The organism is Shewanella khirikhana, from assembly GCF_003957745.1.
Classification (GTDB): domain Bacteria; phylum Pseudomonadota; class Gammaproteobacteria; order Enterobacterales; family Shewanellaceae; genus Shewanella; species Shewanella khirikhana.
Genome location: NZ_CP020373.1, coordinates 434118 through 447869, shown reverse-complemented (window position 1 = coordinate 447869; position 13752 = coordinate 434118). Strand labels below are relative to the sequence as shown.

The window sequence follows — 13752 nt, the reverse complement described above, 5'->3', positions numbered from 1 at the left end:
GCTGCATGAGGATTGTTAGCACCTTGTCCAAGTTGACACTATAATGTCGCCCCTTATGGCTCAGTCATTTTCAATTCGGTAACGGACATCAATCTTGTTAGAACATCTGCACATATCGCTGACAACTCCGGCGCTGCTGTTTCCAGCTATCTCCCTGTTGCTGCTGGCATACACCAATCGATTCTTTTCGCTGGCGGCCTTGATCCGCAGCCTCTCCAGCGACGACAAACCGGTGCACAAAAGCCAAATTGAAAACCTGAAAAAGCGCATCGTGATTATCCGCAGAATGCAGGAGGCGGGCGTTACCAGCTTTGCCCTGTGCGTACTCTGTATGATTTTTATCTATGTCGGCATGAATAAAACCGGCTCGCTTATCTTTGGCGCCAGCCTGCTTCTGCTGCTTTATTCGCTGATCCTGTCGGTGATTGAAATCCGCATCTCGGTGGATGCCCTCAATATTCACCTGAAAGAGATGAGCAAATGAGCTGGATTTACTTTTTTGACCTCTGCGGCACAGCCGTATTTGCCTTAACCGGTGCCCTGGCTGCCGGGCGACATCGCATGGATCCCTTTGGAGTGACGGTACTGGCGGCAGTGACTGCCGTGGGCGGCGGCACTATCCGCGATGCCATCATCGGCGCCACGCCGGTGTTTTGGCTTAGGGATCCCAACTACGTCATAGTGATCCTGGCTACAGTGCTGTTTACACTGATTTTTATCCGCCGTCCGCGCAAGGTGCCCCAGTACACCCTGCCGATTGCGGATGCCTTGGGGCTGGCACTCTTTACCTTCATCGGTGCACAAAAGGCGCTCAGCCTCGGCTTAAACGGCATGTCGGCCGTTATCATGGGCTTGATTACCGGCGTGGGCGGCGGCATTATCCGGGATGTGCTTTGTCGCCAAATTCCCATGGTGCTTCGCACCGAGATCTACGCGACCGCTTCCATCATCGGCGGCATCGCCTACACCCTGAGCCTGCAACTGGGCATGAATGCCAAAACGGCCATGTGGCTGTCGATGTTGAGTGCGTTGATGTTAAGGCTCGCGGCTATTCGCTGGCATCTGTCATTGCCGGCCTTTGACCTGAAAACCAAGAGAGACTGACGTGTGCGAAAGATAGGGTTACTGCTGTGGATGTTCTGCTTTGGGGCTGCTGCCAGCACTGGCGAGATGCCCCAGGAGCAGCAAATGGCAGTGAACTACATTCAGGCGCTCACTGAGCACGACTACGACAAGCTTGCCAGCTTCTACAACCGCGACAGCGTGTTTCAAGACCGCACCGCCGGGCGTAAATACAAGGGCGGCCGCTTCATTATCGAGTTTTTCGAGCGCGCCCATGCCGGGGTGCTGGAATACAGTTTCAGCATAGAGCACATGTACAACTCAGGCTCGCTGGTGGTGATGATTGGCAACTACCGTTTTAAAGGGCCGGGTGAGCAGTTCGGCAAACCGGGCAAAATCATCGACGTGGCAGTGCCTGCGGTAACCACCCTCAGGCTGGATATGCGTAACCACAGGGTAACCGAGCATACTGACCTTATCGACTACCAGACCATGGCTGATCAGCTGTCGGTGCAGTAGTCGCTTTTCAGGCATAAAAAACGGGCGCTGCGGGCGCCCGTATTTATTGGCAATAGCCTTTAAATCAATATCAGCTTAGCTCAGGGTCACTTTGGCAAACTTACGTTTACCTACCTGGAAGATGGCGCTGTGGCCCTGCTCAAACACCTGTTTGGTGTCATCAAGCTTCTCGCCGTCCATCTTCACGGCGCCCTGCTTAATCATACGCATGGCATCAGAAGTTGAGCCCACCAGACCGACTTCTTTGAGCAGATTGGCAATCGCCATACCTTCACCGGCGGCCAGAGTCACTTCTTCGATATCCTCTGGCATGGCGCCTTTTTGGAAACGATCGATAAAGTTCTGATGCGCTTTGTCGGCAGCGTCCTGGTCGTGGAAACGGGCAATGATTTCCTTGGCGAGTTCAATCTTAACGTCGCGTGGGTTGGCACCGCTTTCCACGTTGGCCTTGAACTGCTCGATTTCACCCAGCGGGCGGAACGACAGCAGCTCGAAGTAGCGCCACATCAGCTCATCGGAGATGGACATGATTTTACCGAACATTTCGTCCGGCGCTTCACTCACACCAATGTAGTTGTGGGCAGACTTGGACATCTTCTTCACGCCGTCCAGACCTTCCAGCAGCGGCATCATGATAACGGTCTGTGGCTTCTGGCCTTCGGCCTTTTGCAGCTCACGGCCCATCAGCAGGTTGAACTTCTGGTCGGTACCACCAAGCTCAACGTCGGCCTGCAGTGCAACCGAGTCCCAGCCCTGCAGCAGCGGATACATAAATTCGTGAATGGCAATCGGCTGACCGCTACCGTAACGCTTTTTAAAGTCGTCACGCTCAAGCATACGGGCAACGGTCTGGTGCGAGGCCAGACGGATCATCCCGGCCGCGCCCAGTTTTTCCAGCCAGCTGGAGTTGAACTCGATGCGCGTCTTAGCCGGATCCAAAATCTTGTACACCTGCTCTTTGTAGGTTTCGGCGTTGGCCAATACCTGCTCACGGGTCAGCGGCGGACGGGTGCTGTTTTTACCACTTGGATCGCCCACCATGCCGGTGAAGTCACCAATCAGGAAGATCACCTCGTGGCCCAGCTCCTGAAACAGGCGCAGCTTATTGAGAATGACCGTGTGGCCCAGATGGATATCGGGAGCGGTTGGGTCGGCACCCAGCTTCACCCGAAGCGGACGACCTTCCTTCAGTTTTTCCAGCAGATCCGCTTCAAGCAGGATCTCATCTGTGCCCCGTTTAATTTCTGCTAATACCTGGTCCAAATCAGCCATGTTGGCAGCTACCTCTGTCAGTATCCGAATTCAATCAAAGAGACTTATGTTACTTGTTAGCCTGGGCAAATGAAAGTGTGTACACTAGGCTCAGTTTATAGAGTCAGGGAATTGGTACCCGGGTCAAATGACAAAGGTTATTACGCTATTCAAACTGCTTCCCAAAAAGCACCAGATTGTTCTGAGTATTCTTGTACTGTTAACCGCAGTCACCCTGTTTTTCCCCTCTGAAGATGCCCAGGCATCGCGCCAGACTCCCGAAGCCAGCAGCGATATGGCATTTACCCTGCCACTGTCCCAGCGCGTACCCACGCCGCCCGCAGGCGAACCCTCCGAGGTTGATATTGCCGCGCCCAATGGCGAAAGCCAGCCTGAGCCAGCAGCCAGCGCTAACAAGGCCACGGCCACCAGCCAGGAACCCTCTTTGGAAGTGGAACACTTTGAAGTGGCCAAAGGCGACACCCTGGCGGCGCTGTTTCAGCGCGCGGGCCTCAGCAGCCGTGATGTCTATGAAATTACCAGGTTGCCGGAAGCCAAAAAGAACCTGCTGAAAATCATGCCCGGCGAAGAAATCGTAATTGCCAAGGACGATCAGGGGCAGCTGGTCAAACTGAGCTACCGTATCGATGCCATCACCACCCTGATGATTGCCAAAAGCGATAACGGCTACAGCGAATCCCTCGATGTGAAACAGCTGTCGACCCGCACCGACTTTGCCCAGGGCAATATTCGCAGCAACTTCTGGAACGCCGCCGTGGATGCCGGGCTGAACCCCGGACAAATCATGGATTTGGCCACTATCTTTGGCTGGGACATCGACTTCGCCCAGGACCTGCAAAAAGGCGACAGCTTTGCACTGCTCTTCGAGAAGCACTACGCCGACGACAAGTTTGTTCGAAACGGCGCTATTCTCGCGGCAGAATTTATCAACGACGGCCACAGATACACCGCCGTGCGTTACGATGACGGCAACTACTATTCCGAATCCGGCCAAAGCATGCGCAAGGCGTTTTTGCGCTCGCCGGTGGACTTCAAATACGTCAGCTCCAACTTCAACCCCAAGCGCCTGCACCCGGTTACCGGCCAGGTCAAAGCCCACCGCGGTGTGGATTATGTGGCCGCCATCGGCACCCCGATTAAATCGGCAGGCTCCGGCAAGGTAATTGAAGCGGGTTACAACCAATACAACGGCAACTATGTGTTTATCCGCCATAACGGCACCTACACCACCAAGTACCTGCACCTGAACAAACGCAAGGTGAAAAAAGGCGACTCGGTAAAACAGGGGCAGATCATTGGCACCCTCGGCAAAACCGGCCGGGTGACCGGCGCGCACCTGCATTACGAATTTATCGTTAACGGGGTACACCGCAATCCGCGCACCGTTAATTTGCCCAAGGCCGAGTCCATCGGCAAGAAAGAGCTGGGTAAATTCAGCCGCATCAGCAAGGATCTGATGGCGAAAATTGCCTTTAACAAACAACAGCAACTGGCCATGGCGCCAGAGGTAACCCAAACACCATGAGCCAATCCCTGTTTATCGGACTCATGTCCGGCACCAGCATGGACGGTGTCGATGCCGTGTTGGTCGACTTTGCCGGTCCCGAGCCCAAGCTTATCGCCACCCATACTGAACCCTTTCCGCAGCATTTGCTTAAGGGTTTGCAGCGGCTGTGTCAGCCGGGGCAGGACGAAATCAACCGCCTGGGCCGACTCGATCGCAGCGTTGGCAGCCTGTTTGCCAAAGCAGTGAACACCCTGCTGGCCAATGCCGGGGTTGATAAAAGCCAGGTAACGGCCATCGGCAGCCACGGCCAAACCGTGCGCCATATGCCAAACCTCGAAGTCGGCTTTACCCTGCAAATTGGCGACCCCAACACCATCGCCGCCGAAACCGGCATAGATGTAATTGCCGATTTTCGCCGTAAAGACATCGCCCTTGGCGGTCAGGGCGCGCCGCTGGTGCCAGCCTTCCACCAGCAAGTGTTTGCCAAGGAAGGTGAGTGCCGGGTCATTCTCAACATCGGCGGCATTGCCAACATTACCTGGCTGCCAGGCAATGCCGATGCTGTGCTGGGGTTTGATACCGGCCCGGGCAACACCCTGATAGATGCCTGGATCCAACAGGTGAAAGAGCAGCCCTTCGACATGGACGGCGAATTTGCCGAAAGCGGCACCACCGATGAAAAGCTGCTTAAACAGCTGCTGTCACATCCCTATTTTGCGCTCTCTTATCCCAAAAGCACCGGCCGGGAGCTTTTCAATGGCGCCTGGCTTGAGCAGCAGTTGGAGAACTTTGCCAATCTGGATGAGGCGGATATTCAATCGACTCTGCTGGACTTAACCTGCCGCAGCATTGCTCAGGACGTGTATAAGCTGTCCTGGGAGGGCGAGCTGTATGTGTGCGGTGGCGGCGCGCTCAACGCCGCCCTGATGCGCCGTTTGGGTGCATTGCTGCCGGGTTACAGTATTCAAACCACCTCGGCGCTTGGGGTCGACCCCAAGTGGGTGGAAGGCATCGCCTTTGCCTGGCTTGCCGAGCGTCATCATCGGGGACAGCCTGCAAATCTGCCCGCAGTGACAGGCGCAAGCCGCGAAGCCGTGCTGGGCGCCCGCTTCCCCGCCGCCTGAGCATTATTAGCTTTGGCAGCTCGAAGCTAAGCAGACCAAATGCTGACCTAACGAGCACACAATAAAAAACGGCCAAACGGCCGTTTTTTATTGCTGTTATCTGAGCTGCGCTACTGCAGCGCCGGGTGTCGCAGCAGCATCACATCCCGACGCGGGTAGTTCCAGGACACCAGGATCAGCTTCTCTTTGTCGGCTATCCAGGCCATGTTTTCCTGACGGCTGATGCTGTTGGGCGGCAGCTCGAGGAAGGGCCTGGTCTCGTCGCTGGCAAAATCGTGGAATCCCAGCAGCGTGGCACCCGAGCGGCGCATCCTGAAAAACACCCCGGTTTCAGTCACTGTCCAGTTATAACCGTCATACATTTCTTTCGATGCCAGTACCCGCTCAGGCACGGCGCCGCCGCGCCATGGCATACGCCACAATCCCTTGGGACCATCGCTGTAGCTGAAGTAGAGCCAATCCCCCAGCACCTGTAATCGTCGCAGCATCGAGGGTTTCATCAGCACAGGCGCACGGTTATCGAACTCGAAACGCATCAGGCCATCCACCGTGCTGGCCATCAAAAAGCTGTCATCACCGGACCACTCGGGTCTGCCGTGGTTAATGTAGGGCGAGGCAATCACCAGAATGCTGTTGTCGCGGGTATCGAGCACATGCAGCTTATTGCCTTCATGATTGGTATCGGCGGCGATAAAAGCGATGCGGGTGCCATCGTGGGACCAGGCCGGAGAGGTAGCCTGACGCCGCAGCTCGGTATGCATCTGCCTTCGGTTGCCGTCCACATCCGAGGTCCAGATTTCATTGTGGCCCGACTCGTTGGAGACGAACACCAGCCGACCGGCCTCGGCCGAATAATCCACATAGCGCTGGCTGAAGTTGCCGTAAATCATCGGAAACGGCGCCTGAGGTACCTTGGCAAAAGGATGCTGCGACACCAACTGGCGATGATTGTCGTAGTGATAAAACACCAGCTCATCCTCACCGGGCACAAATCTTGGGTAACTCAGGCCATCCACGTGCAGCGCGGTTATCTCACCGCTTTGCACATCCAGTACAAAGCCATCACGATTGCCGGCTTCTTCGGTGCTGAATGCCAATCTGCGGCCATCACGATGCCAGGACAAACCACGAATATCTTCAATGCCCTGGGTCAGGCGCCGCTCAGTGCCATCACTCAGGGTGCGTAAAAAAATGTCTTCCGAAATATCGCCAAACCGGCGGGCGATGGCGAGGTACTTGCCATCGGGGCTGAAGCTGAAATCGCGGTCACGGTAAGGGCAATCCACATCGCAGGACAGCCGCTGCGGTTTGGCGCCCTCCTGGTTCAGTTTCAGCAGGTATATGCCCGAACTTCGGTCATCTTTTTGCTGGGTGATATACGCCAGGGTGTCGCCATCAGGGGAAATTTCAATGGCGGTGGTCACGCTGGTGCAGGGCGCGAGGGATTCAAAAGTGCCATCTTTCAATGCCATGCGGGTGATATGGCAATCGCCGTTTGATTCACTTGGATAATAAAGCGACTTGCTGTCGCTGGACCACACGGCCCGCAGCTCATCGCTGGCGGAGGAAGTAAGTTGCCGTGGGCTGGCATCGGGCTCATTGAGTTCGAGCTGGAACAGGCTGCCTTTTTTGCCCGGTTGCTGGCCGCCATACACCAAAAAACGACCATTGGGCGATACCGCCGGAAAGCGCTCAGAACCGCCATCACTGGTAAGACGCTCGACCCCAAACGGACGATGCAGCGAGTCCCGGTACCAGTGGTTGGCAAATATTGCCACCAGGGTTGCCAGGCTCAGCAGCGCCAGTGACAGGCCCCTGCCAAGCATCTGCACCCGCCGTCTTAAGGTGAGCTGCAAGTCCTCAGTTACGCTCTCAAACTCAGGCGCAATACAAAGCCGGTAACCGGTCTTGCGTACCGTTTCAATCGGGTCGCCGCCTTCCAGCCGCGCCAGTTGCTGGCGTAAATGCCACACCGCGTTGGTCAGGGCTTTTTCGCCCACATAGGCATTGCCTTCCCAGATATGGGTGATCAGCTCATCCCTGGTCACAACTCTGGGATACTGACGGGCAAGATAAGCGAGCACCTCAATAAATTTGGGCTGCAGGGTGATGCGCTCGCACTCCTCCCCGGGCTGGGCTGGAAAGCTCAGGCTGTTGTCGCTGACATCCACCCGGCAGTAGCCAAGGTGGAAAACGCTCTGTATGGTCTCGCTCATAATCGGCCAATCAGGGTCTTGTGTTATAACAAGTATTCTAAATTTGCCAGCGGTGTTGTTACAAGGCAAATTACACTCACGCTCTATTTTCAAACTTATGTTTTTAAAAGAAATAGAGATTAAATAGAGATATAAACAAGCAAGAATCGAGGCCGGGGCAATTGCTGCAACCGCTGGATTTTTTTACAACCTTTTCATCTTATTGCTTTTATCAGGGTTTAACTCCCATGCGCCGCTCACCGTCCACCACAGCGATTGTCACAGCCAAAAGGCCTGCTGCACTCTTTTTTGCATCTCGTCGGCTTAACCGCGCCCCGGCGCCCATTACCAACATGATTGCCGCACTGATGAGCCTGTGGCTACCCATAGGCATGGCCTCAGCGGTGGATATCGACAACGAGTTCGACGGGAGCGGCGGCGCTGCATTCCAGCACAACCAGGCCGCCGCTCAGCTTACAGGCTATCAGATGCCGAGCGACCAGCTTGCCGCTGTGGTGAGTCAGCCTAAAACTGCCAGGGTATTGGTATCGCCCGACAATCAATGGCTGCTGCTGGCAACGCCCCAGGGCGCGCCATCGGTAACCGAGCTTGCACGGCCACTGCTGAAACTTGCCGGCGCTGAAATCGATGCCGAGCGCGCCCTGCCCGGCCGCCTGAGCCTTTACGATGATATGCGTCTGATGAGCACCGATGGTACCCGCCAGTTGCAGCTGCCGGGGCTCGCAGCCTTAATGCCGATAACAGCGCCCAAATTTTCCCCGGATGGCAAGCAACTTGCGCTGGTGAGTCTGGCGCGGGGAAGAGCGGTGCTGCATTTTATCGATTTGAGCCTCGGCACCATTCGCGCTCAGCCAAATTTAAAACCCAACTTCAGCCTCGGTGTTGATTATGTCTGGCTGCCAGACAGCTCGGCCGTGGTACTGCCGCTGACATCAGGCAGCCGCTCGGATGCGGGCATGAGCATTACCCCTGCCATTAAGCAAAGTCAGCCCGGGCAGGCCGCCAAACGTACCCACACCAACCTGTTGAAAAACGCCGCCGATAAGGCCCGTTTCGCCGCCCAAATCCGCACCCAGCTTACGCAGGTATCACCGCTGGGGGAAGTGAGCCCCATAGGTGCACCCGGCGCCATTGTTGATGCAAGCCCCTCGCCCGATGGTCGCTTTTTGCTTATCACTGAGCTGCGTGAGCCATTTTCGCTGCGGGTGCCTTATCGTGGCTTTGCCAAGACTTTTTCCGTGATTGAACTTGGCAGCGGCGATATTCGCTACCAGCTGCAAAGTCGCAGCAGCGAAAGCGAAGGTGACGATGATGAACATCCAGCGCCCAATCCACGCCTGCTGCACTGGCAGGGCGAGGCCAATCTGGTGTGGGCGCAAAGTGAGCCAGGCAGTAAAACGGATAAACAGAGCAAAGATCCGAAAGACAGCAACACCGGTTGGCGCGATAACATCTGGCAGCTGCCGCCACCCTTTAGCGCCAAACCCACGCTGGTTGGCAACACGCCCTGGCCTATTCGCAGCCTGCAGTGGCGCGACGATAACAAGCTGCTGATCACCCAATATCGTCGCAGCAAGCAGCAGATCCGCCGCAGCCTGCTGACGCCGGCAACCGCCAAGGCTCCATTCACTTTGCAGGATTGGTATCAAATCAGCAGCCGTGATACTTACCGCGATCCCGGCACCCTGCACAGCCACTGGCAAGCCGGTAAGCATGTACTCACCACCCAAAATGGCGCCCTGCTGCACTATGGCCTGGGTTACTCTGACAGCGGCATGCGTCCTTTCCTCAAGCAAACCCGGGTTGGCGAAGACAGCAGCCTCCTGTGGCAAAGTGAGGCTGATGCCTTTGAGCAGGTAGAAGAGGTTATTTCCCTTGCGCCTTTAACCCTGCTGATTCGTCACGAGACCCCCAACAGCCCCCCCGCCCTGTACTGGACCCGTCCAGCCAGCGGCGAGCGGCGCTTTTTAACAGCACTTGGCAAGCGTCAGCCCTGGCTTGAAGGCGTCAGCCGCGAGCAACTGCTGTTTGAGCGCGCCGATGGCCAGCGGCTTTCCGGCACCCTGTATCTGCCCGTCGGATACCGCCCCGAACAAGGACCGCTGCCGGTGCTTATCTGGGCTTATCCGAGGGAGTTTCGTGATAACAGCGTGGCCGGACAGCTGAGCTTTAACCCGCTGGCGTACCCCACGGTGTCGGCCAGCAGCGCCCGCGCCATGCTTGCCAGTGGTATTGCCGTGTTCGACAGGGTTTCCATGCCCATTATTGGTGAAGGCAAGGCGCTGCCCAACGACAGCTTTATCCAGCAGCTGACCGCCAATGCCGAGGCGGCGGTGCAGGTTCTCAAAGCACGTGGAATAAGTGATGGCAGCCAGATTGTGATTGGCGGTCATTCCTACGGCGCCTTTATGGTGGCCAACCTGTTGGCGCATACCGATTTATTTGCCGCAGGCATTGCCCGCAGTGGCGCCTACAATCGCAGTCTCACTCCTTTCGGATTTCAGAATGAGCGGCGCAGCTACTGGCAGGCGCAATCCCTGTATCAGGCCATGTCGCCCTTTAATGTGGCCGATAAAATCAACGAGCCATTATTGTTAATCCACGGCGAAGCCGACACTAACTCAGGCACTTATCCGATGCAGTCGACCCGCCTCTTTGATGCGGTATCTACTCTGGGCGGCAACGTCAGGCTGGTTACCCTGCCCTTTGAAGGCCACAGCTACCGGGCAAAGGAATCGCTGCAGCATCTGCTGTGGGAGCAGGAGCAACTTATCCGCTCAGTCTCCAAAAAATCGGCAAGTCACACAGAAAAAACCGCCAACAATCAGCAGGGTGATAATATTAACCACTGATTTTTATCACCATTAACAGCAAATCAAACCAAAGACTGATACCTCGATTGCCACGCAGGTGGCAATCATAGGACAGCCGGAAAGCGGTAGCCCAAAAGGATCCGGTCAGTGCGCTACATAAAAAGCTCCTGTGCCACCGGCACCACTTCTAAGGATGATTTGCGATGAACATGACACAGAAAATGCTGGCCGAGTTTCTCGGCACCCTCTGGCTGGTTCTGGGCGGCTGCGGCAGCGCCGTGCTGGCAGCGGCCTTCCCGGAACTCGGAATTGGTTTTGTCGGGGTCGCCCTGGCATTCGGTTTAACCGTGCTGACTATGGCGTTTGCCATTGGCCATATCTCAGGTTGCCACCTCAACCCGGCGGTGTCTTTCGGCCTCTGGGCCGGTGGCCGCTTCCCGGCATCTGAACTGCTGCCCTATATTGCCTCTCAGGTGGCAGGCGCCATTGCCGGTGCCGGCATTCTGTACCTGATAGCCTCGGGTCAGGACGGCTTCTCCCTCGCCGGCGGCTTTGCCTCCAACGGCTTTGGTGAACACTCCCCCGGCGGCTACAGCCTGACGGCGGTGCTGACCAGTGAAATCGTGATGACAGCCTTCTTCCTTATCATCATTCTCGGTGCCACCGACAAGCGTGCGCCCGCAGGCTTTGCGCCAATCGCTATCGGCCTTGGCCTGACCCTTATCCACCTGGTCAGCATTCCTGTGTCCAACACCTCGGTGAACCCAGCCCGCTCCACTGGTCCTGCGCTATTTGTAGGCGACTGGGCCATCTCGCAGTTGTGGGTGTTCTGGGTAGCGCCCATCGCAGGTGCCATCATCGCCGGTTTCATCTATCGCATGTTTGATGACAAGAGTACGAACTGACAGCGCCTTCAGTGCAGCTCACCAAGCGCCGCCTTTGCGGCGCTTTTTATTGGCCGCCATTTGCCAACGGCCACCAAGGCATGCTCTTTTGCATCCTGGCCACAAGTGGTACCATGCCGCCATTAAGCGCCTGGGCAATACACAGGCGTTGCACGGGCCAAGGCCCCCCAATGAGAGTGTTACCCATGAGCAAAAAGACGCTGGCGCAAATCACCACCCTGAATCCGGATGCCCGCTACGACTACCTGGTTGAACAGGTGAAAGCCAATCAGGAAATCTGGACCCTGCAGGATGCGGACGGTTGCGTTATGTTGACCACCGAAGAAGACGACTGCATTCCAATGTGGCCAACCGAAGAAGCCGCTGCCCTGTGGGCCGTGGATGAATGGAAAGACTGCGAGCCGCTGGCCATTCCGCTGAACGAGTGGCTGGAGCGCTGGGTGACCGGCATGGAAGATGACGAGTTGCTGGTTGCCGTGTTCCCGGTACAGGATGATTTGGGCGTTGTTGTGCCGCCCTGGGAACTGGAAAACCGTTTAAAGCCAAAAACCCGCCACTAATACGGAGCCAAGATGACTGACAACACCACCAACAGCCCGATGCCAAAACGCCTTATCGTATTGATGTTGCTGTATGTTGCTGCCGCCGTCAGTGGTCTGGTCGCCAAACAGGGCGTGCTGTTTTGTCTGCTCACCCTGCTGATGGTAGTCGCGGTGTTTGCGCGCCAGAAGGCCGGATTATGGTTCCTGCGAGGCTACACCCTGGTGCAGCTTGGTATGGTGAGCCTGCTGCCGTTTATTCTGGATCAGGGCGATGATGTGGCCACAGGCCCCAACACCCTAAACCTGGCAGGCATGCCTTTTGAGGCCTCGGATTACGCGATATTCGCGGTCCTGATTGGCTTTTGTGCCCTGCAGGTTTGGCTGGTATTTACCCCCAAGGTGGGTCAGTTTTTCAACCGGGCACAGAACTTCAATCTGATGAGCTAAGCCCTGCTGACGCCAAGCTGCCGACGCCAAGCCATGAAAAAAGCCGCCCTTGGGCGGCTTTTTGCTATTTATCTTTCTTACTCACTTACTCAGCGGCTTATTACTCAGCAGCTTACTCAGTTCTTACTCTGCATCTCAGCCAATCATTCAGGCTGGCTGAATAGCCGCTGGGCTTGCTCTGCTTGTCGGGGTTATACCGAGAAGCTGGCACCACAACCACAGGTGGTGGTCGCGTTGGGGTTTTTCACAAAGAAACGTGAACCTTCCAGGCCTGAGGTGTAGTCCACTTCGCCACCCATCAGGTATTGCAGGCTCATGGGGTCGACCACCAGCTGCACGCCCTGTTTCTCAACGGTGAAATCGCCTTCGTTCACTTTCTCATCGAAGGTAAAACCGTATTGGAAGCCAGAGCAACCACCACCTGTTACGTACACACGCAGTTTCAGGGCGTCGTTCTGCTCTTCGTCGAGAAGGGCCTTAACCTTGGCAGCGGCCGCATCGGTGAAAGAGATGGGCATGGCTACGTCAGCTTGTTCAGTCATTACTACCTCGTACTTCAGATTGCTGGTCGGAATTATCCGTTACCTGACTATTTTGTTCAAGTATTATACCGGGCTCTTTTGTCTCACCCGTGAGCATTGGCAAGCTGAATTCCTGTTCTGCCTGTGCCGCTTTGTTGTGCTGGCCTTTAGTGACTTTCAGTTTGGCCTTGATGCCGGTCAGCTGAAAGCCTTCAGGCAGGCTCACCGGTGTTTCCAGCACCTGGAAATAACGAAAATCAAAGGGTTCCAGCTGGCCACCCACATCTTCCAGCGCCAGATTGGACGGCTGGTTGTCTACCAGTCCCGTGAACGTCAGCTCCAGTTTGCCTTTGATGTTTTGCCGACGCTTTTGCAGCTGGGTGAGCACCACCTTGATACGCTGCTGGCCATCGGCCGCCGCAGGCAGCAGCTCCATCCCGTGGATAGTCACCCCTTCGGCGTTCTCATTGGGGGCCATTACCGCGCGGTAAAACGCTAACTCCCGCTCCAGCTCACGCTGTTTGGTGGCCTGCTCGGCAAACATGGCCTGCATCTGGCTGTTGGCTTCTTTCTCCAGCGACAGCTCCAGGGTACGGCTCGCCAGCAGCTGATTTTGCTTGTTGAGCTGCTCGGCCAATTGTTTGCTTTTACCGCCGCCCAAATTCAGTACTGGCTGATCCAGCGACAGCGTGAGATGGTAGCTGAGGGCACCAAGCAAAAAAGCGACCAGCATCAACAAAAATAAATACCAGCTCGAAGGGCGGAATTTGCGCTCCATCACTTGCAGCCGATCGAGCCAACGTTGATAATTCGCCATTGAATAA

The 13752-nt window shown here is 56.0% G+C and carries 13 protein-coding genes; 9 read left to right on the top strand and 4 right to left on the bottom strand.

Annotated features, from left to right (window positions below; genetic code table 11):
• Positions 1-106 precede the first annotated feature (106 nt).
• From STH12_RS01885 to STH12_RS01875, 3 genes are read left to right on the top strand one after another with little or no spacing between them, the layout of a single operon-like run.
• On the top strand, positions 107-484 hold the full coding sequence (locus STH12_RS01885; protein WP_126169388.1) for a DUF2721 domain-containing protein: 378 nt from the start codon (positions 107-109) through the stop codon (positions 482-484).
• Positions 481-1104, top strand: a complete 624-nt coding sequence (locus STH12_RS01880; RefSeq protein ID WP_126165987.1) for a trimeric intracellular cation channel family protein — start codon at positions 481-483, stop codon at positions 1102-1104. Before STH12_RS01885 ends, STH12_RS01880 begins: the two co-directional genes overlap by 4 nt.
• Positions 1105-1134: 30 nt before the next feature.
• Positions 1135-1581 carry a nuclear transport factor 2 family protein gene (locus STH12_RS01875; RefSeq protein ID WP_126169387.1) on the top strand — a complete coding sequence of 149 codons (447 nt, stop codon included), beginning with the start codon at positions 1135-1137 and terminating at the stop codon, positions 1579-1581.
• Between the two features lie 75 nt (positions 1582-1656).
• On the opposite strand, the gene tyrS is transcribed toward STH12_RS01875, so the two are convergent.
• Positions 1657-2853 (bottom strand): tyrosine--tRNA ligase, encoded by a 1197-nt coding sequence (gene tyrS / locus STH12_RS01870; protein ID WP_126165986.1) that lies wholly within the window; start codon positions 2851-2853, stop codon positions 1657-1659.
• A 127-nt stretch (positions 2854-2980) separates the two neighbouring features.
• Between tyrS and STH12_RS01865 the strand changes: the two genes are divergently transcribed.
• Positions 2981-4378, top strand: a complete 1398-nt coding sequence (locus STH12_RS01865) for a peptidoglycan DD-metalloendopeptidase family protein (protein ID WP_126165985.1) — start codon at positions 2981-2983, stop codon at positions 4376-4378.
• Positions 4375-5484 (top strand): anhydro-N-acetylmuramic acid kinase, encoded by a 1110-nt coding sequence (locus STH12_RS01860; protein WP_126165984.1) that lies wholly within the window; start codon positions 4375-4377, stop codon positions 5482-5484. Before STH12_RS01865 ends, STH12_RS01860 begins: the two co-directional genes overlap by 4 nt.
• A gap of 110 nt (positions 5485-5594) precedes the next feature.
• On the opposite strand, the gene STH12_RS01855 is transcribed toward STH12_RS01860, so the two are convergent.
• Positions 5595-7700, bottom strand: a complete 2106-nt coding sequence (locus STH12_RS01855; RefSeq protein ID WP_126165983.1) for a winged helix-turn-helix domain-containing protein — start codon at positions 7698-7700, stop codon at positions 5595-5597.
• Between the two features lie 227 nt (positions 7701-7927).
• Between STH12_RS01855 and STH12_RS01850 the strand changes: the two genes are divergently transcribed.
• The 4 genes from STH12_RS01850 to STH12_RS01835 all read left to right on the top strand — a co-directional run bounded on the left by STH12_RS01850 (position 7928) and on the right by STH12_RS01835 (position 12407).
• On the top strand, positions 7928-10552 hold the full coding sequence (locus STH12_RS01850) for a S9 family peptidase (RefSeq protein WP_126165982.1): 2625 nt from the start codon (positions 7928-7930) through the stop codon (positions 10550-10552).
• 164 nt (positions 10553-10716) lie between these two features.
• Complete coding sequence (gene aqpZ / locus STH12_RS01845; RefSeq protein WP_126165981.1) at positions 10717-11418, top strand: aquaporin Z; 702 nt, start codon at positions 10717-10719, stop codon at positions 11416-11418.
• Positions 11419-11603: 185 nt separating this feature from the next.
• Complete coding sequence (locus STH12_RS01840) at positions 11604-11978, top strand: DUF2750 domain-containing protein (RefSeq protein WP_126165980.1); 375 nt, start codon at positions 11604-11606, stop codon at positions 11976-11978.
• Between the two features lie 12 nt (positions 11979-11990).
• Entirely contained in the window at positions 11991-12407 is a 417-nt protein-coding gene (locus tag STH12_RS01835) for a hypothetical protein (RefSeq protein ID WP_126165979.1), read from the top strand.
• A gap of 191 nt (positions 12408-12598) precedes the next feature.
• Here STH12_RS01835 and erpA read toward each other — a convergent pair whose 3' ends face one another.
• Positions 12599-12949, bottom strand: a complete 351-nt coding sequence (erpA, locus tag STH12_RS01830; RefSeq protein ID WP_126165978.1) for an iron-sulfur cluster insertion protein ErpA — start codon at positions 12947-12949, stop codon at positions 12599-12601.
• A complete protein-coding gene (locus tag STH12_RS01825; RefSeq protein WP_126165977.1) occupies positions 12942-13745 on the bottom strand; it encodes a DUF6776 family protein in 804 nt (267 codons plus the stop codon). Before STH12_RS01825 ends, erpA begins: the two co-directional genes overlap by 8 nt.
• Between the last annotated feature and the right edge of the window lie 7 nt (positions 13746-13752).